12 protein-coding genes, 2 tRNA genes and 3 rRNA genes are annotated in these 18,804 nt (G+C 61.3%); 14 read left to right on the forward strand and 3 right to left on the reverse strand.

Annotated features, from left to right (window positions below):
* Window positions 1-519 (reverse strand): DUF2478 domain-containing protein, encoded by a 519-nt coding sequence (locus LQF09_RS03530; protein WP_002933065.1) that lies wholly within the window; start codon window positions 517-519, stop codon window positions 1-3.
* A gap of 113 nt (window positions 520-632) precedes the next feature.
* On the opposite strand from LQF09_RS03530, the gene hrpA reads away from it, so the two are divergent.
* Window positions 633-4,859 (forward strand): ATP-dependent RNA helicase HrpA, encoded by a 4,227-nt coding sequence (hrpA, locus tag LQF09_RS03535; protein ID WP_270069223.1) that lies wholly within the window; start codon window positions 633-635, stop codon window positions 4,857-4,859.
* Window positions 4,860-4,884: 25 nt separating this feature from the next.
* Here hrpA and LQF09_RS03540 read toward each other — a convergent pair whose 3' ends face one another.
* On the reverse strand, window positions 4,885-5,235 hold the full coding sequence (locus LQF09_RS03540; RefSeq protein ID WP_002933057.1) for a hypothetical protein: 351 nt from the start codon (window positions 5,233-5,235) through the stop codon (window positions 4,885-4,887).
* A gap of 251 nt (window positions 5,236-5,486) precedes the next feature.
* On the opposite strand from LQF09_RS03540, the gene rpsF reads away from it, so the two are divergent.
* The 13 genes from rpsF (at window position 5,487) to LQF09_RS03605 (ending at window position 17,328) form a co-directional block, all read left to right on the forward strand.
* On the forward strand, window positions 5,487-5,870 hold the full coding sequence (rpsF, locus tag LQF09_RS03545; protein ID WP_002933056.1) for a 30S ribosomal protein S6: 384 nt from the start codon (window positions 5,487-5,489) through the stop codon (window positions 5,868-5,870).
* A 1-nt stretch (window position 5,871) separates the two neighbouring features.
* Complete coding sequence (gene priB, locus LQF09_RS03550) at window positions 5,872-6,186, forward strand: primosomal replication protein N (protein ID WP_002933054.1); 315 nt, start codon at window positions 5,872-5,874, stop codon at window positions 6,184-6,186.
* A 2-nt stretch (window positions 6,187-6,188) separates the two neighbouring features.
* The gene (rpsR, locus tag LQF09_RS03555; protein ID WP_002933051.1) at window positions 6,189-6,464 is read left to right on the forward strand and encodes a 30S ribosomal protein S18; all 276 of its coding nucleotides are present in this window, start codon (window positions 6,189-6,191) and stop codon (window positions 6,462-6,464) included.
* A 15-nt stretch (window positions 6,465-6,479) separates the two neighbouring features.
* Window positions 6,480-6,929 (forward strand): 50S ribosomal protein L9, encoded by a 450-nt coding sequence (rplI, locus tag LQF09_RS03560; RefSeq protein WP_002933042.1) that lies wholly within the window; start codon window positions 6,480-6,482, stop codon window positions 6,927-6,929.
* Window positions 6,930-7,060: 131 nt separating this feature from the next.
* Window positions 7,061-8,464 (forward strand): replicative DNA helicase, encoded by a 1,404-nt coding sequence (gene dnaB / locus LQF09_RS03565; RefSeq protein ID WP_198291912.1) that lies wholly within the window; start codon window positions 7,061-7,063, stop codon window positions 8,462-8,464.
* A gap of 422 nt (window positions 8,465-8,886) precedes the next feature.
* Window positions 8,887-10,423: ribosomal RNA gene (locus LQF09_RS03570) — 16S ribosomal RNA — on the forward strand.
* Window positions 10,424-10,500: 77 nt separating this feature from the next.
* Window positions 10,501-10,577, forward strand: a tRNA-Ile gene (locus tag LQF09_RS03575).
* Between the two features lie 27 nt (window positions 10,578-10,604).
* A tRNA-Ala gene (locus tag LQF09_RS03580) sits at window positions 10,605-10,680 on the forward strand.
* 310 nt (window positions 10,681-10,990) lie between these two features.
* Window positions 10,991-13,877, forward strand: a 23S ribosomal RNA gene (locus LQF09_RS03585).
* Between the two features lie 118 nt (window positions 13,878-13,995).
* A 5S ribosomal RNA gene (gene rrf, locus LQF09_RS03590) occupies window positions 13,996-14,109 on the forward strand.
* Together the 16S, 23S and 5S rRNA genes with 2 tRNA genes alongside form the textbook arrangement of a ribosomal RNA operon.
* A gap of 147 nt (window positions 14,110-14,256) precedes the next feature.
* Complete coding sequence (locus LQF09_RS03595) at window positions 14,257-15,420, forward strand: UbiH/UbiF family hydroxylase (RefSeq protein WP_270069224.1); 1,164 nt, start codon at window positions 14,257-14,259, stop codon at window positions 15,418-15,420.
* A 16-nt stretch (window positions 15,421-15,436) separates the two neighbouring features.
* A complete protein-coding gene (locus LQF09_RS03600; RefSeq protein ID WP_270069225.1) occupies window positions 15,437-16,165 on the forward strand; it encodes a DsbC family protein in 729 nt (242 codons plus the stop codon).
* A gap of 125 nt (window positions 16,166-16,290) precedes the next feature.
* Window positions 16,291-17,328 carry an IS5 family transposase gene (locus LQF09_RS03605; RefSeq protein ID WP_270067868.1) on the forward strand — a complete coding sequence of 346 codons (1,038 nt, stop codon included), beginning with the start codon at window positions 16,291-16,293 and terminating at the stop codon, window positions 17,326-17,328.
* 184 nt (window positions 17,329-17,512) lie between these two features.
* Here LQF09_RS03605 and mltA read toward each other — a convergent pair whose 3' ends face one another.
* Window positions 17,513-18,538 (reverse strand): murein transglycosylase A, encoded by a 1,026-nt coding sequence (gene mltA / locus LQF09_RS03610; RefSeq protein WP_002931154.1) that lies wholly within the window; start codon window positions 18,536-18,538, stop codon window positions 17,513-17,515.
* Between the last annotated feature and the right edge of the window lie 266 nt (window positions 18,539-18,804).

The following is an 18,804-nucleotide window of genomic DNA, read 5'->3' on the forward strand; positions in this document are numbered from 1 at the left end:
CTATGCCTGCCCAGGCAGCGCTGACCACCAGTCGAGGACGGCCTCGAGCGTGGGCGGCAGCAGCGCACCTTCGTCGCCGGTGAAGTTCTTCCATTCGCCGAGGAAGCGCTCGCCAACGGCCGTCAATAGTGGCACGCCAGCCATCACCGTTTCGCCCATCTCGGCGCGCAGGCCGGCGCCCGAGACCTCCTGGGCGCCGAACTTGTTGATGATGACCAGATCGACACCGCGTTCGATCGCGCCGCGCACCGCAACCGAGCCGCGTGCCAGCGCGTCGGGGTCGACCCGGCAGGCCACCGAGCCGCGTCCGAGCTCCTGCGACAGCGGGATGCTCTCGCCGGTCTCCAGGTTCTCCAGTTCCATGGCGCAGGGGTCGTCAATGACGGTGGCGATGTCGTGCTGCAGCACGCCGCCGAGTTTCACGCCGTCTGCCGCGAGCGCGCGTGCAGCCTGGGCGAGCAGGGCCTCGATGTTGTCGGTGGGCTTGTATACGACGGCGGCAATGGCTGTGGCTGGCATGGTCGGGCTCGGCGTTCGGCGCGTACGGTGTCAGCCGCCATTGTCGCACTGCGACGCCAACAAGGGGGCGATGCGGAGGATAATGCGCGCCCTGACGACGCCGATACGGATCCATGAGGGCTGAACAACGGGGCGCACGCCGCCCGGCCGACACGCCGAACTTCGATGATTGCCTGAGCGCCGACCGGCCACGATTGCGTCGATTGGCGAGGGATCTCGCGCGCCCGCCGCGCGCAGCGGACCAGCACGCCCGGCTGCAGGCCGATCTCGAGACGCTGCTCATGCGTTCCCGCGCTGCCTATGCCGCTCGTCGGGCCGCACTGCCGACGCCGGATTTTCCGCCCGAGCTGCCGGTTTCGGCGCGGCGCGACGAGATCGCCGCGGCCTTGGCCGCCCACCAGGTCATCATCGTCTGTGGCGAGACCGGTTCGGGCAAGACCACTCAATTGCCCAAGATCGCACTGACGCTCGGTCGCGGCGTTGCCGGTCTCATCGGCCATACCCAGCCGCGCCGGATTGCCGCGCGCGCAACTGCGAGCCGCATTGCGCAGGAGCTCAGGAGCCCGCTTGGCGAGGTGGTGGGCTACAAGATCCGCTTCACCGACCGCAGTAGCGAGCGCAGCCACATCAAGCTGATGACCGACGGCATCCTGCTCGCCGAGACTCAGACCGATCCGTTGCTCGCCGCCTATGACACCCTGATCATCGACGAGGCGCACGAGCGCAGCCTCAATATCGACTTCCTGCTCGGTTACCTCAAGACCCTGCTGCCGCGCCGGCCCGACCTTAAGGTGGTGGTGACCTCGGCGACGCTCGATGCCGAGCGCTTCGCGACACACTTCGCCGACGCCGCGGGCCAGCCGGCGCCGGTGATCGAGGTTTCGGGGCGACTGTATCCGATCGAAATGCGCTACCGGCCGGTGGAGAGCGAGGAGCTCGACCCCGCCGCGGCCGCGCGGACGGCTGCGGCGAAGGGCGACAAGTCGAAGGATAAGGGGCGCGACCTGATGGACGCCCTTGTCGATGCGGTCGACGAGGCGCAGCGCTGCGGCCCGGGCGACGTGCTGGTCTTCCTGCCGGGCGAGCGCGAGATCCGCGAGGCCGCAGAGGCGCTGCGCAAGGCCCATCATCTGCCTGGTACAGAGATCCTGCCGCTGTTCGCGCGCCAGTCGGCTCAGGAGCAGGCGCGCGTGTTCTCGCCCTCCAGCGGGCGCCGGGTGGTGTTGTCGACCAACGTGGCCGAGACCTCGCTGACCGTGCCCGGCATCCGCTACGTGGTCGACACGGGCCTGGCACGCATCAAGCGCTACTCGCCGCGCAACAAGGTCGAGCAGTTGCAGGTCGAGAAGGTCGCCCAGTCGGCCGCGAAGCAGCGCGCTGGGCGCTGCGGCCGGGTCATGGACGGTATCTGCTTCCGTCTTTACGACGAGGACGATTTCAACCGCCGCCCGGCGCACACCGACCCCGAGATCCTGCGTTCCTCGCTGGCTGGCGTGATCTTGCGCATGAAGGCCCTGAAGCTGGGCGCGGTGGAGGACTTTCCCTTCATCGATGCGCCGGGCTCGCGCCTGATCGGCGACGGCTATGCGTTGCTCGCCGAGCTCGGCGCCGTCAGCGACGACGATGAGCGCAAGCTCACCCCGATCGGCATCGAGCTTGCCAGGCTGCCGCTCGATCCGCGCATCGGCCGCATGATCCTCGCCGCGCGCGATCGTGGCGCGCTCGCCGAGTTGCTGGTGATCGCCGCCGCGCTGTCGGTGCAGGACCCGCGCGAGCGGCCGCAGGACAGTCCCGGCGGCGCCGACCAGGCCCACGCAAGGTTCCGTGGCGGCGAGCAGGACCAGAAGTCCGAGTTCCTCTGGTACTGGCATCTGTGGAAGGCTTGGGACGAGGTGCAGCGTCACGAGTCGTCCAGCAAGCAGAAGGCCTGGTGCAAGAAGCACTTCCTCAACACCATGCGCATGCGCGAATGGCGTGACGTGTTCAGTCAGCTGCACACGCTGTGCGCTGAGCACGGCTGGAAGGACAACGCGCAACCCGCCAACTACGAGGCGATCCACAAGGCCTTGCTCGCAGGGCTGCTCGGCAACATAGGCTGCAAGGTTGATGAAGGAGAGCACGCAACCAAGGGCCCGCAGGCGGGTTCCTACCTGGGCGCGCGCGGGATCAAGTTCTGGCCGCATCCAGGCTCGTCGCTCGCGAAGAAGGCCGGCAAGTGGATCATGGCCGCAGAGCAGGTCGAGACCAGCCGCCTGTTCGGGCGCTGCATCGCGCGCATCGAGCCGGAGTGGGTGGAAGAGGTCGGCGGCCATCTGCTCAAGCGCCAGGTCTTCGAGCCGCACTGGTCCAAGGCTTCGGGCGCGGTGCGCGCCTGGGAGCGCGGCACGCTGTACGGCCTGGTGATCTACCCGCGCCGCGGCGTGGCCTATCGGGACATCGATCCGGCACTATGCCGCGAGCTCCTTATCCGCGAGGGGTTGGTGCAGGGCGAGGTTGCGGAGGGCGCGGCGCGCGCGATGGCCTTCCTTTCTCACAATCAGCGCCTGGTGACGGAGATCGAGCGTCTGGAGCACAAGTCGCGCCGTCCCGACGTGCTGGTGGACGAGGCGCTGATCGAGGCCTTCTACGACAGCAAGATCCCCGCGGATGTTTGCGATGTCGCCAGCCTGGAGGCATGGCGGAAGAAGGCGGAGAAGTCCGAGCCCAGGCTGCTGCACCTGTCGCGCGAGCAGTTGATGCGCCATGAGGCCGAGGGCGTCACGACCGACCGTTTTCCACCCGTGCTGGAGGTGCTGGGACAGAAGCTCAAGCTCACCTACCTGCATCAACCCGGTGAGGCCGATGACGGTGTGACGCTGACCGTGCCGCTGGCCATGTTGAATCAGGTCCCGACCAACCGCTGCGAGTGGCTGGTGCCGGGGTTGCTGGAGGAGAAAGTCGCGGCGCTGATGAAGACCGTGCCGCAGAAGCACCGCCACCGCCTGCAGCCGGTGGCCGAGAGCGCAGCGGCCTTCATGGTGGCTTGCGAGGCCGGCGAGTTCGACACCGACGAGCCGCTGCTGAAGATGCTGCAGCGCTTCGTCGAGGAGCGCGTGCAGCTGAAGCTGCCGCTGGAGAGCTTCCGCACGGAGAACCTCAAGCCCCACTGCTTCATGAACTTCCGCGTGATAGACGAGCACGGCCGGGTGATGGGGCAGTCGCGCAACCTGATGGACCTGCGCGCGCGCTTCCGCGAGCAGGTGGCGGCGCGTTTCTCGGCGGCGAATATCGGCAGTGCGCTTGCGGGCGCGCTCTCGGCGGCCGGCGTCGCAGGCGCGCCCGCAAGCGTTCGGGCGGATCGCGCGGGTGGAGGGCAGTCCGGCCCCGGTGCGAGTCATGCTGCATCGGGCCGCGGTGCGCAGGCGGGCGGTGCCGCGCGGGGGCGTGACGGGGCGACGGCTGAGGTGGCGGGGCTGGGCAATGAGGCACCAGCGCTACCGGCGAAGACGCTGTCCGGCTTCACCACGTGGAGTTTTGGCCCCTTGCCCGAGCTGCTCGAGATCCGCGTCGCCGGCCGCGAGGTGATTGGCTTCCCTGCGCTGCATGATGACGGCGACAGTGTTTCGCTGCGGCCCTATGACACCCCCGAGGAGGCGGCGCGTGTGCATCGGCGCGGTCTCGCCCGTCTGTTTGCGTTGAACCTGAAGGATCAGGTGCGTGCTGTCGAGCGCCTGCCCGGCCTGCGTGAGCTTGCGTTGCAGTACATGAGCTTCGGCACCGAGGCCGAGCTGAAGGCTCGCCTGGTGGACGCCACATTGAGCCGTTGCTGTCTGCTGGAGCCTTTGCCGACCGAGGCGGGAGCCTTCGCGCAGCGGTGCGCAGAGGCGAAGACGCGGGTCAGTCTGGTTGCACAGGAGTTCGTACGCCTGGCGGGCCAGTTGCTGGTTGAGCACGCGGGCTTGCAGAAGCGGCTGTCTGGGCTGAAAACCTTCCCCGAGGTCGTTGCAGACATCCAGGCTCAACTTGGCGGGCTGTTGCCCAAGGACTTCCTGGTCGCCTTCGAGTGGGAAAGGCTGGCCCATTTTCCGCGCTACCTGAAAGGAGCATCGGTTCGGCTCGACAAACTCCGCAACAATCCGGCGCGTGATGCACAGGCCATGGCCGAGTGGAGGCAGCTTGCCCAGACCTGGGAGCGAGAGCGACTGGCGCGCCGCCGCGCCGGCGTCGAAGACCCTGCGCTGGAGGAATTCCGCTGGCTGCTGGAGGAGTTGCGCGTCGGTCTGTATGCGCAGGAGCTGAGGACGCCGATGCCCGTGTCGGTCAAGCGTCTGCAGAAGATCTGGGAGAGCCGCCCGCGCTAGCCCGACGCGGGCGGCTCTCGCCGTCTCAGCGTAGCGGGATCACGATCGGGGGGACGCTCACCCCGATCACCACTGCGGGCGAATGGCTATAGGTGTAGGGGCGATACGCCGGTTCGTAGTAGTGCTTGTGCACGATCGTCTCGCGATAGTGGCGAGGACGCTCGTGGATGATCACGCGTTCGCGCACGACATGGCGCTCGTCCCAGCCGCGGTGGACGTGTTTGTGCTTGTACGCATGCTTGTACTTATGGGTGTGTCCGTGCCTGTCCCAGCCGCGGTGATCACGGTCGCCGCGCGCTTCGGCAGCGCCCGCGCTGGCGAGCAGTCCGCCGCACAGAAGTGCGGTGAGCAGCTTGTGGTAGAGGGGTGTCTTCATGATCTGCCTCGTTCGTGTTGTCGTGTCGCAGGGCATGGCCCCGGTGTCTGCATGCTAGGCGCTGCGGCGCATGCGGGGGCGGTGCGAATGTAAGCAGGATTTTTCGAGCGCGCCGACATGGGGCTCGTTGTGTCCGCTTTGTCAATACAAGGCTTTGACATCCCCGGGTTTCTTGTTATATTCGCGGGCTTCCCTTGCCCCACCGGATTCGCATGCCGGGGGGCTGCTTCACTCAACCGCAAGGAGTCTGCATGCGACACTACGAAATCGTATTCATCGTCCACCCGGACCAGTCCGAGCAGGTGCCGGCGATGGTCGAACGCTACAAGACCATCGTGACCGCCCGCAATGGCCAGATCCACCGCCTGGAAGACTGGGGCCGCCGCCAGATGGCCTACCCGATCCAGAAGGTGCACAAGGCTCACTACGTGCTGATGAACATCGAGTGCGACGGCGAGACGCTGGCTGAACTCGAGCACTCGTTCAAGTTCAACGATGCCGTGCTGCGCCACCTCACCATCAAGATGAAGAAGGCCGTGACCACGCCTTCGCCGATGATGAAGGAAGAGAAGTCGCGCTCGCTGAGCACCGCTTCCGACGACAAGCCGGCCGACAGCGAAGCTGCTGCTGCCTGAGTTGCCTGAACCGGGTCTGAACCAACTGCGCATCGATGCGCGCGTGGCCGAAGTGCTGCCGTTGCGTCGAACCCCTGCCGGAGTGCCGGTCGCCAGCTGTACGTTGGCGCACGAATCGAAACAGATCGAAGCGGGTTTGAGCCGCGATGTTTCGGTGGAGCTCCAGGCGGTCGCAGTGGGTGATCTGGCTGCGGTGCTCGCGGTGGCGGCTCCGGGATGCGCGATCCGCGCGACCGGTTTCATGGCCGCCAGGAGCATGCGCAGTCGCAGCCCGGTTCTGCATCTGAACACAATCGAATTTCTCGAAGGAAACTGAAAATGGCCTTCAAGCCCAAATCCAAGTTCAAGAAGAAAGATGACCGCGGCGGTCGTGGTCTGTTCAAGCGTCGCAAGTTCTGCCGCTTCACCGCTGAGAAGATCGAAGAAGTCGACTACAAGGATGTGGACATCCTCAAGGACTTCATCACCGAAAACGCCAAGATCATGCCGGCCCGCATTACCGGCACCAAGGCGGGTTACCAGCGTCAGCTGTCGGTCGCCGTCAAGCGCGCCCGCTTCCTGGCTCTGATGCCTTACACCGACCTGCACCAGTAAGAGAGGAACGACGTCATGCAAATCATTCTTCTCGAGAAGGTTGTCAATCTGGGTGGCCTCGGCGATGTGGTCAAGGTCAAGGACGGTTACGCTCGTAACTTCCTGATTCCGCAGGGCAAGGCCAAGCGTGCCACGCAGGCCAATCTGGCCGAGTTCGAAGCCCGCCGCGCTGAACTCGAGCGCGCCCAGGCAGAGAAGCTCGCTGCCGCCCAGGCGCTCGCAGCCAAGCTCGAAGGTGTCAGCGTCCAGGTCGCCCGCAAGGCCGGCATGGACGGTCGCCTGTTCGGCTCGGTCGGCAACGCCGACATCGCCGATGGACTGGTGGCTCAGGGCTTCGAGATCGAGCGTTCGGCCGTGCGTCTGCCCGATGGCCCGCTCAAGCAGGTCGGTGATGTTCAGGTTGAAGTGTCCCTGCACGCAGATGTCCTCGCGACCATCACCGTGACGGTGGTTGGCGAGCAGTAATTCCCGCGTCTTTGCGCGTGATCGAAAGGGCTGCCTTGCGCAGCCCTTTTTTGTTTTCGGAGGCGTGCCGTGCGAGTGGCGCGCCGCTAGCATCGCTAGAATCCGACGAGTGGAATCGAAAGGTGGTCGTGATGAGCTCTCCTCCCTCCCGTTTTGCCGACCATGTTGCGGCCGATCCGCAACTGGCGCAGATCAAGCTGCCGCCGCATTCGATCGAGGCCGAGCAGTCGCTGATCGGCGGCATCCTGCTCGACAACCAGGCTTGGGAGCGGGTTGCCGATCTAGCCAACGAGTCTGACTTCTATCGCGACGACCATCGTCGCATCTACCGCCACATCACCCGGCTCATCGATCAGGGGCGGCCGGCTGACGTGGTGACGGTGTTCGAGTCGCTGGAGAAGAACGGCGAGGCCGAGCAGGCCGGCGGTCTGGCCTATATTGCCGAGATCGCCAACAACACGCCGTCGGCGGCGAACATCCGCCGCTACGCCGAGATCGTTCGCGAGCGCGCAATCCTGCGCAAGCTGGTGGCGGTCGGCGACGAGATTGCGGCGAGTGCGCTGAGCCCTTCCGGCAAGGACGCAAAGGCCTTGCTCGACGAGGCTGAGGCGAGGGTGTTCGAGATTGCCGAGGCCGGCGCCCGTCATGCCAGCGGGTTCGTCTCCATCCAGCCCATCCTCAAGCAGGTGGTGGATCGGGTGCAGGAGCTCTATGACCGTGACAACCCGCAAGAGGTTACGGGGGTGCCCACTGGGCTGGTGGACCTCGATGCCAAGACGTCCGGCCTGCAGCCGTCGGACATGATCATCGTTGCGGGGCGTCCGGCAATGGGCAAGACGACCTTCGCCTTGAATCTTGCCGAGCACATTGCGATCGAGCAGCGCCTGCCGGTGGCGATCTTCTCGATGGAAATGCCGGGCACGCAGTTGGCGACCCGCTTCATCTCCTCGGTTGGTCGCATCGACATGCAGAAGATCCGTAGTGGACGGCTTACCGACGATGACTGGCAGCGGCTCACCATGGCAATGGGCAAGCTCTACGATGCGCCGCTCTTCATCGACGAGACGCCGGGCCTCAATCCGATCGATCTGCGCGCGCGTGCGCGCCGGCTCGCTCGCCAGTGCGGCAAGCTCGGCCTCATCGTCATCGACTACCTGCAGCTGATGAGCGGTACGCGCGAAGGCGACAACCGGGCGTCAGAGCTCTCCGAGATCTCGCGCTCCGTGAAGTCGCTGGCCAAGGAGCTCCATGTGCCGATCATCGCCTTGTCGCAGTTGAACCGAAGCCTCGAGCAGCGTCCCAACAAGCGCCCCGTGATGTCCGATCTGCGCGAATCCGGTGCGATCGAGCAGGATGCGGACATCATCATGTTCATCTATCGTGACGAGGTCTACAACCCCGATTCGCCGGACAAGGGCACGGCGGAGCTGATCATTGGCAAGCACCGTAACGGTCCGACCGGCACCGTGCGCATGACCTTCATTGGTGAGAACACGCGATTCGAAAACTATGCGGCCGGACCGGGAGCCTACTGACGGGCGCTGGGGGGGGGCATACTGGATGCGCCTGCATACATCCATTTAAAACCTTGATCGTTATTTTTCTTGACGGTATGGATTGGGTGTCTATAATGCGCACCTCTTCAGCGCTGCAGCGGTTTCTTCGGAAGTGCAGGCGGCGGTGGAGTTGGGAAGTGAGGTGGGTGTTTGGTGGATCTTTGTTCGGCGTAGCCGGGCGGCGGTAAAAAAAGATTCACGAAATGCTTGACAGTGAGTTTGAAGCTGATCATAATCTCGTTTCTCTGCTGCAGCGAATGCAGCGCTCTTTAAAAAATTGAACAACCGATAAGTGTGGGTGCTTGGTGGTTGTGGTCGAAAGCGACTTCGGTCGTTTTGGTTTCACAATGATTAGGTGCTCATGCTGATTAAAGTCAGTATTTTGAGTACTTTGCTGGATTGAACTTAAGAGTTTGATCCTGGCTCAGATTGAACGCTGGCGGCATGCTTTACACATGCAAGTCGAACGGCAGCGGGGGCTTCGGCCTGCCGGCGAGTGGCGAACGGGTGAGTAATGCATCGGAACGTGCCCATGTCGTGGGGGATAACGTATCGAAAGGTACGCTAATACCGCATACGTCCTGAGGGAGAAAGCGGGGGATCGCAAGACCTCGCGCGATTGGAGCGGCCGATGTCGGATTAGCTAGTAGGTGAGGTAAAGGCTCACCTAGGCGACGATCCGTAGCGGGTCTGAGAGGATGATCCGCCACACTGGGACTGAGACACGGCCCAGACTCCTACGGGAGGCAGCAGTGGGGAATTTTGGACAATGGGGGCAACCCTGATCCAGCCATGCCGCGTGAGTGAAGAAGGCCTTCGGGTTGTAAAGCTCTTTCGGCCGGGAAGAAATCGTGGTCTCTAACATAGGCCATGGATGACGGTACCGGACTAAGAAGCACCGGCTAACTACGTGCCAGCAGCCGCGGTAATACGTAGGGTGCGAGCGTTAATCGGAATTACTGGGCGTAAAGCGTGCGCAGGCGGTTTTGTAAGACAGATGTGAAATCCCCGGGCTTAACCTGGGAACTGCGTTTGTGACTGCAAGGCTAGAGTACGGCAGAGGGGGGTGGAATTCCTGGTGTAGCAGTGAAATGCGTAGATATCAGGAGGAACACCGATGGCGAAGGCAGCCCCCTGGGCCTGTACTGACGCTCATGCACGAAAGCGTGGGGAGCAAACAGGATTAGATACCCTGGTAGTCCACGCCCTAAACGATGTCGACTAGTCGTTCGGAGCAGCAATGCACTGAGTGACGCAGCTAACGCGTGAAGTCGACCGCCTGGGGAGTACGGCCGCAAGGTTAAAACTCAAAGGAATTGACGGGGACCCGCACAAGCGGTGGATGATGTGGATTAATTCGATGCAACGCGAAAAACCTTACCTACCCTTGACATGTCTGGAACCTTGCTGAGAGGCGAGGGTGCCTTCGGGAGCCAGAACACAGGTGCTGCATGGCTGTCGTCAGCTCGTGTCGTGAGATGTTGGGTTAAGTCCCGCAACGAGCGCAACCCTTGTCACTAGTTGCCATCATTTAGTTGGGCACTCTAGTGAGACTGCCGGTGACAAACCGGAGGAAGGTGGGGATGACGTCAAGTCCTCATGGCCCTTATGGGTAGGGCTTCACACGTCATACAATGGTCGGTACAGAGGGTTGCCAAGCCGCGAGGTGGAGCCAATCCCTTAAAGCCGATCGTAGTCCGGATCGTAGTCTGCAACTCGACTACGTGAAGTCGGAATCGCTAGTAATCGCAGATCAGCATGCTGCGGTGAATACGTTCCCGGGTCTTGTACACACCGCCCGTCACACCATGGGAGTGGGTTTCACCAGAAGTAGGTAGCTTAACCTTCGGGAGGGCGCTTACCACGGTGAGATTCATGACTGGGGTGAAGTCGTAACAAGGTAGCCGTATCGGAAGGTGCGGCTGGATCACCTCCTTTCAAGAGAACAGATCACGGTCTGCCAAGTATCCACAGCTTATCGGTTGTTCAGGCGAAGAGCCTCGAAGCATATGAGAGGGTCTGTAGCTCAGCTGGTTAGAGCACCGTCTTGATAAGGCGGGGGTCGTTGGTTCGAACCCAACCAGACCCACCAAGTCTTTTTGGTTGCTCGACACGAGAGGGGGCTGTAGCTCAGCTGGGAGAGCGGCGGCTTTGCAAGCCGTAGGTCGTCGGTTCGATCCCGACCAGCTCCACCAGAACTCGTGCGGCATGAAAGCGGTGCTGCAAGTAGGCGTTCGAGAAGTCAGACATGGTGATGGATGTCGTCATGTCTGACTTCTTGATCGATGGGCGACTCGGTTCGAGTCGGTTGTCGGTTGTTTGAGGTTCGCTCTTTAACAAAGTGGAAGAAGTGTAGTACGTACCGAGCCGGTGCGTACTGCAAGTTGTGTGATTGCATTGATCCGGTGCTGAGCTTGTCAGCGTAGTGCCGGATCGCACAAACGAGTTCGTTCCTGTACGAAGGGTCTTCGAGATCGCAAGATCGGAGAGGATCCAAGGTTATAGGATCAAGCGACTAAGTGCATGTGGTGGATGCCTTGGCGATCACAGGCGATGAAGGACGTGTAAGCCTGCGAAAAGCGTGGGGGAGCTGGCAATAGAGCTTTGATCCCACGATGTCCGAATGGGGAAACCCACCCCGCAAGGGGTATCCCAGACTGAATACATAGGTCTGAGGAGGCGAACGCGGCGAACTGAAACATCTAAGTAGCCGCAGGAACAGAAATCAACCGAGATTCCGCAAGTAGTGGCGAGCGAACGCGGAGCAGCCTGCACGACTAAACCATCAGCTTAGCAAAACGGTCTGGAAAGTCCGACGATACAGGGTGATAGTCCCGTATGCGAAAAGCCGGTGGCGGGTCTGAGCGTGCGACAAGTAGGGCGGGACACGAGAAATCCTGTCTGAAGATGGGGGGACCATCCTCCAAGGCTAAATACTCGTGATCGACCGATAGTGAACCAGTACCGTGAGGGAAAGGCGAAAAGAACCCCGGGAGGGGAGTGAAATAGATCCTGAAACCGCATGCATACAAACAGTGGGAGCCTCGTAAGGGGTGACTGCGTACCTTTTGTATAATGGGTCAGCGACTTACGTTCAGTGGCGAGCTTAACCGAATAGGGGAGGCGTAGCGAAAGCGAGTCTGATAAGGGCGACTTAGTCGCTGGGCGTAGACCCGAAACCGGATGATCTATCCATGGCCAGGATGAAGGTGCCGTAACAGGTACTGGAGGTCCGAACCCACTAACGTTGAAAAGTTAGGGGATGAGCTGTGGATAGGGGTGAAAGGCTAAACAAATCCGGAAATAGCTGGTTCTCCCCGAAAACTATTTAGGTAGTGCGTCGTACGGACACTTGCGGGGGTAGAGCACTGTAATCGTTGGGGGGGTCATTGCGATCTACCCCGCGATAGCAAACTCCGAATACCGCAAAGTGATATACGGCAGACAGACATCGGGTGCTAACGTCCGGTGTCAAGAGGGAAACAACCCAGACCGCCAGCTAAGGTCCCAAATGCATGGCTAAGTGGCAAACGAGGTGGGAAGGCATAGACAGCTAGGAGGTTGGCTTAGAAGCAGCCACCCTTTAAAGAAAGCGTAATAGCTCACTAGTCGAGTCGTCCTGCGCGGAAGATGTAACGGGGCTCAAGCCATGAACCGAAGCTGCGGATGTGTCTTTGACACGTGGTAGGGGAGCGTTCCGTAAGCCTGCGAAGGTGTCTCGTAAGGGATGCTGGAGGTATCGGAAGTGCGAATGCTGACATGAGTAGCGATAAAGGGTGTGAAAAGCACCCTCGCCGTAAGCCCAAGGTTTCCTGCGCAACGTTCATCGGCGCAGGGTGAGTCGGCCCCTAAGGCGAGGCAGAAATGCGTAGTCGATGGGAAACAGGTCAATATTCCTGTACCGCTCTTAGATGCGATGGGGGGACGGAGAAGGTTAGCTCAGCCATCTGTTGGAATAGGTGGTTTAAGCGTGTAGGCGTGCTGCGTAGGCAAATCCGCGTGGCTTAGCTGAGGCGTGATGACGAGGATCTTCGGATCCGAAGTGAGTGATACCCGGCTTCCAGGAAAAGCCTCTAAGCTTCAGTCTAAGAGTGACCGTACCGCAAACCGACACAGGTGGGCTGGTAGAGAATACCAAGGCGCTTGAGAGAACTCAGGAGAAGGAACTCGGCAAATTGATACCGTAACTTCGGGAGAAGGTATGCCCCTGGTACGTGAAGGCCCTCGCGGCCGGAGCGGAACGGGGTCGCAGAGAATCGGTGGCTGCGACTGTTTATTAAAAACACAGCACTCTGCAAACACGAAAGTGGACGTATAGGGTGTGACGCCTGCCCGGTGCCGGAAGGTTAAGTGATGGGGTGCAAGCTCTTGATCGAAGCCCCGGTAAACGGCGGCCGTAACTATAACGGTCCTAAGGTAGCGAAATTCCTTGTCGGGTAAGTTCCGACCTGCACGAATGGCGTAACGATGGCCACACTGTCTCCTCCTGAGACTCAGCGAAGTTGAAATGTTTGTGAAGATGCAATCTCCCCGCGGCTAGACGGAAAGACCCCATGAACCTTTACTGTAGCTTTGCATTGGACTTTGACGGGACTTGTGTAGGATAGGTGGGAGGCTATGAAACCGGGACGCCAGTTCCGGTGGAGCCAACCTTGAAATACCACCCTGGTGTCGTTGAGGTTCTAACCCAGGCCTGTGAATCCAGGTCGGGGACCGTGCATGGTGGGCAGTTTGACTGGGGCGGTCTCCTCCCAAAAGGTAACGGAGGAGTACGAAGGTCACCTAGGTACGGTCGGACATCGTACTGATAGTGCAATGGCAAAAGGTGGCTTGACTGCGAGTCCAACAAGACGAGCAGGTGCGAAAGCAGGTCATAGTGATCCGGTGGTTCTGTATGGAAGGGCCATCGCTCAACGGATAAAAGGTACTCTGGGGATAACAGGCTGATTCCGCCCAAGAGTTCACATCGACGGCGGAGTTTGGCACCTCGATGTCGGCTCATCACATCCTGGGGCTGTAGCCGGTCCCAAGGGTATGGCTGTTCGCCATTTAAAGTGGTACGTGAGCTGGGTTTAAAACGTCGTGAGACAGTTTGGTCCCTATCTGCCGTGGGCGCTGGAAGTTTGAGAGGGCCTGCTCCTAGTACGAGAGGACCGGAGTGGACGCACCCCTGGTGTACCGGTTGTGACGCCAGTCGCATCGCCGGGTAGCTATGTGCGGAAGAGATAACCGCTGAAAGCATCTAAGCGGGAAACTCGCCTCAAGATGAGACTTCCCCGGGGCCTCGAGCCCCCTGAAGGGTCGTTGAAGACCACAACGTTGATAGGCCGGGTGTGTAAGCGTGGCAACACGTTCAGCTAACCGGTACTAATTGCCCGTGTGGCTTGATCCTATAACCTTCAACACAAAACGAACTCGACTCTCTGGTGAAAGCATCAACACACCAGACAATCACACAACACTTCTTCCTAACTTTGCTTCAGCTCAATACGCTGAAGAACAAGTCAAAGTCTGACGACCATAGCTGTGTGGAACCACCCCTTCCCTTCCCGAACAGGACCGTGAAACGCACATGCGCCGATGATAGTGAGGTCCGCCCTCGTGAAAGTAGGTCATCGTCAGACTAACCCACAAAACAAAGCCCTGCTCTCAAAAGAAAGCAGGGCTTTGTTACGTCAACGGCCAGCGAAAGGAACGATAGGGATCGCAGATCGTGACGAAGGGGCCTGCGTGGGGCAAAATGCTCAGCTGTCGTCGGGATCGCTGAGCCTATGAAGTTCGATATCGTCATCGTTGGTGGTGGTCTGGCCGGCGCAGCGCTCGCAGTTGCCTTGCGTCGCAGCAGCCTGCAGATCGCGGTGCTTGAGCATGCTGTGCCATCGCGCCCGCAAGACTGGGATCAGCGTATCTACGCTTACAGTCCCGCAAGCGCAGCGTTTCTGTCCGCGCTGGGCGTGTGGTCCCATCTGGATCGGAGTCGTCTCGAGCCGGTGGCCGAGATGCTGATCTATGGCGATGCCAATGGTGAGCTCCGCTTCTCGGCCCATGACTGTGGGCTGGCCGAGCTGGCGTGGATTGGCGAGTCCAGCCTGGTCCATCTTGAGCTCTGCGAGAGTCTGAAGCGGCAGCATAACGTTACCCTGCTGTGTCCGGCAGTGCCGGTGGCGCTCCTGCAGGAGGAGGGGCGGGTTGCCGTAACGCTCGAGGACGGCCGCACTCTGAGTGCGGCGCTGGCTGTCGGAGCGGACGGTCGTGACTCCTGGCTCCGTCGTGCGGCCGGAATCGAAGCGCAGACGACGCCCTATGACGAGATGGGGGTCGTGGCCAACTTTCGTTGTGAGCGCCCGCATCGTGGCACCGCTTTTCAGTGGTTTCGCGAGGATGGTGTGCTCGCCTGGCTGCCCCTTGCGCATGGCATGATGTCGATGGTCTGGTCGGCTCCGGATGCGATCGCTGGCGAACTGATGAAGCTGGACGACGATACCTTCTGTGCGCGGGTCATGGAGGCCGGTGGTCGGCGGCTCGGAGTGCTCGAACTGGCGACGCCGCGGGCTGCCTTTCCACTCAGGCTGATGCGTGTCGCCGAGGTGGTGCGACCCAGGTTGGCCTTGATCGGCGATGCTGCACATGCAATTCATCCGCTGTCCGGCCATGGCATCAATCTGGGCTTTCAGGATGCCAAGGTGCTGGCTGAGGAGTTGGGCAGCCTGCCGTCATGGCGCGATGTCGGTGAACTTGCGGTATTGCGGCGTTACGCGCGCCGTCGCGCCGAGGAGCCCTTCCTGCTGCAGTATCTGACCCACGGGCTCAATCGGCTGTTTGGTGCCCAGGACCCCCTGCTCGGCTTCTTGCGTAATGCAGGAATGAACCTTACGAACCGCGTACCAGTCGTAACTAACGCATTGGTGCGTTACGCCGTGCATGGTCGCTTTTGATATTTCGGAGAACTCGATGCAAGCCTTGTTGAAGCCCGTACGGGTGAAGCTCCTTTCCGTTTCGATCGCACTCGGGCTGACCTCCGCCGCGCATGCTGGCGAAGATGAGGTCAGGAAGGCGATGGAGGCCTTCATCGGTGCGCCGGCGGTGGAGTCTGTCAGTCAGACTCCATATGGGGGCCTCTACGAGGTCGTGCTCAAGAACGGTCAGCTCGTTTATACGGATGAGAAGGCCAGCTTCATCGTCGATGGTAGCGTGATCGATACCGCCACGCGACGCGACGTTACCCGCGCACGCCTGAATCAGCTTTCAGCGATCGACTTCTCGACGCTGCCGCTCGATCAGGCGGTCAAGGTAGTCAAGGGCAAGGGGACGCGCGTGATAGCCACCTTCGAGGATCCCAACTGCGGCTATTGCAAGCGCCTCGGAAAGGAGATCGACGCGATGGATGACATCACCGTCTATACCTTCCTGTATCCGATCCTGAGTGAGGACTCGACCCAGAAGTCCAACAACATCTGGTGTGCGAAGGATCAGGGCAAGGCGTGGACTGCCTGGGTTGTCGACGGCAAGGTGCCGGCCAAGGCGACTTGCGACACCAGTGTGATCACGCGCAACGTGGAACTTGGGCAGAGCCTGCGCATCAGCGGTACGCCGACCATCTTTCTCGCAGATGGCTCGCGCATCGGGGGCTACGTTCCGGCCGCCGAACTCGAGAAGGCAATGGACAGCGTCAAGCGCTAGGGCGGGTTCGGCTTGTTCGCGAGGGGGCGCTGGTCGCCCCCTTTCTTATGGGCGCCTCGAAAAACCTCGGCACCTCTGTGATTGGTAAAATTGGATTGTCCTGATTTCGTTCTCTGCCACCAGCCATGAAGAAACGCACCGCCATCAAGACCGACCTGTTCGCCGACGAGCATCACCGCAAGAAGATCGACACGCTCGGAGATCCACTGGCCGAAATCGAGTCGTACATCGACTTCGGGGCGTTGGCGGCGGAAGTGGATCGGGTGGCGCCGCGTCCGGTGAGTCCGCAAGGCGGTCGTCCGCCGTATCCGACCGAGACGATGGTACGCATTCTGGTGTTGAAGCGGCTGTACAACCTGTCGGATGAACAGATGGAGTATCAGTTGCTTGACCGGATGAGCTACAAGCGCTTCTGCGGGTTGGCCAGCGCGATCAATATTCCGGATCGAACGACGATGTGGACGTTCGAGAATCGCATCGGTGAAGCCGGCGCGAAGGTCCTGTTCGACGGCGTGTCGGCCCAACTGCTCAAGCGCGGTTTCATCGCCCGCGGTGGTCAGATCATCGACGCCACGCTGGTGCCCGCGCCCAAGCAACGCAACAGCCGTGAAGAGAACAAGCTCGTCAAGGAAGGGGCGATGCCGGCCGACTGGAAACCGGCCAAACGGCGCCAGAAAGACACCGATGCCACCTGGACCAAGAAGCACGGCAAGAGTCACTTCGGCTACAAGCTCTCGATCAACGTCGACAAGAAGTACAAGGTCATCCGCAAGATCGAGACGGGTACGGCCAGCATCCACGACAGCCAGCACTTCGAGAGCGTGTTCTACACCCTGAACACGAGCCGAGACGTCTATGCGGACCGGGGCTACACGTCCAAGGGGCGTGAAGACTGGTTGAAGGACAAGGGTTACCGGAACCAGATTCAGAGAAAGGGTACGCGCAACAAGCCGCTGTCTGAGTGTCAGCAAGGGCGTAACCATCGCATCGCCAAGACGCGCGCCCGTGTCGAGCACGTGTTCGCGGCCATCGATCAGATGGGTGGCAAGCTGATCCGCACGATCGGCCAGGCGCGAGCGAACTTTGCGATGACGATGATGGCCGCCTGCTACAACCTGAAGCGGCTGGTGTACTTCCAGAAGGCCGGAATCGAGGCTTTCTGACGCCCGAAATGGGCCGAATCGCCGATTTCCCGGGCGATTCGAAGAGAAAACGGAGCGACACCGCAGAGAAAAGCGGTGATTTGCCGGAGAAATTGAACCGAGTTCGGTCGCTGTCATTGTTTGGCGGCGGGATTCAACGAAAACCTCGCGTTATTCGAGGTGCCCTTATGTGCCATGCGTGCGCTCATTGCAGCGCGGGTGGTGTCATGCCGCGTGGCAGTAAAACCCACATGCTGCCCTGCTGGCGCATGCGACCTGCTTCGCGGCCCGCTTCGGGTCCAAAGCCCCAGAAGAAGTCCCCGCGTACCACGCCTTTGATCGCGCCGCCCGTGTCCTGCGCCATCATCAGACGATTGAGCGGGCGGTCGCTGAGCGGATAGGTGGTGGACAAGAATACCGGCGCCCCCAGAGGCACATAGCGCGGATCCACTGCGATGCTGCGACCCTCGGTGAGCGGGACGCCCTGAGCACCGATCGGACCATCATTTGAACTGGGCAGCTCGCGGAAGAACACGTAGCTCGGATTTGCATTCAGCATTTCCGCCAGGCGATGCGGGTTGTCCTGCGCCCAGCGCTTGATCCCGTCCATCGAGGCCTTGTCCAGGCTGAGCTCGCCCTTGGCAACCAGCCAGCGGCCGATGGACTGGTAAGGGTGTCCGTTCTGGTCGGCGTAGCCGACACGAGCCATCGAACCATCGGGCAACTGGATCCGGCCCGAGCCTTGCACCTGCAGGAAGAAGAGGTCGATCGGGTCATCCGCCCAGAATAGTATGGGGGCGGGGAGCTGCGCGCCGCGCTGTTCGAGCTCCGCGCGGGTGAAGTAGGGCAAGACCTTGTTTCCCTCGACGCGGCCACGCAGACGAAGATGCTTGAGTTCCGGGTAGACGTCGCCCAACTCGATCGTCAGCATGTCGCGCGGCACGCCATGGACAGGCCAGGTGTTGCGACCGCCGCGAGTGCGGCTGCCACGGATGAGTGGTTCGTAATAGCCGGTGATGAGCCCCTGCATGCTGCCGTCTGGATTGACCAGGCGCCAAGGAACGAAATGCGTTTCGAAGTAACGCCGCGCATCGGCGCCCGATGGCGCACGACCCAGGCTCTCGGCGGCCGTGCAGGCGTTCTTCCACGCTGTCTGACGAACAAGCTTCGAACATGAGGTCCGCAGCGCAGGCCAGGCTGCCGCCGGGTCGTCCAGTTGCCAATTCGGCAACGCGCTCCAGTCAGCGCGTTGCAGGGGGGCGGCGGCTGGCGCCGGTGGCTTGTCGGGCGTAGGTGCAGGGCAGACCGGACAGGCTGGGCAGGCAGGTGGCGGCGGACAGGTCGGTGCGGCCGCTTCAGGTCCCGGGGCTTCGGTCTGGTGTGCACAGCCCGCGGCGATCAGGGCAACAGTGGAGGCAAGGGCAAGGCGTCTGATAGCGGCCGGAATCATCGGGTGCATCGGTTAAACTCGTGGGCGGATGCGGCAGAGTATACCGG

The organism is Thauera sp. WB-2 (assembly GCF_027594845.1).
Classification (GTDB): Bacteria; Pseudomonadota; Gammaproteobacteria; order Burkholderiales; family Rhodocyclaceae; genus Thauera; species Thauera mechernichensis.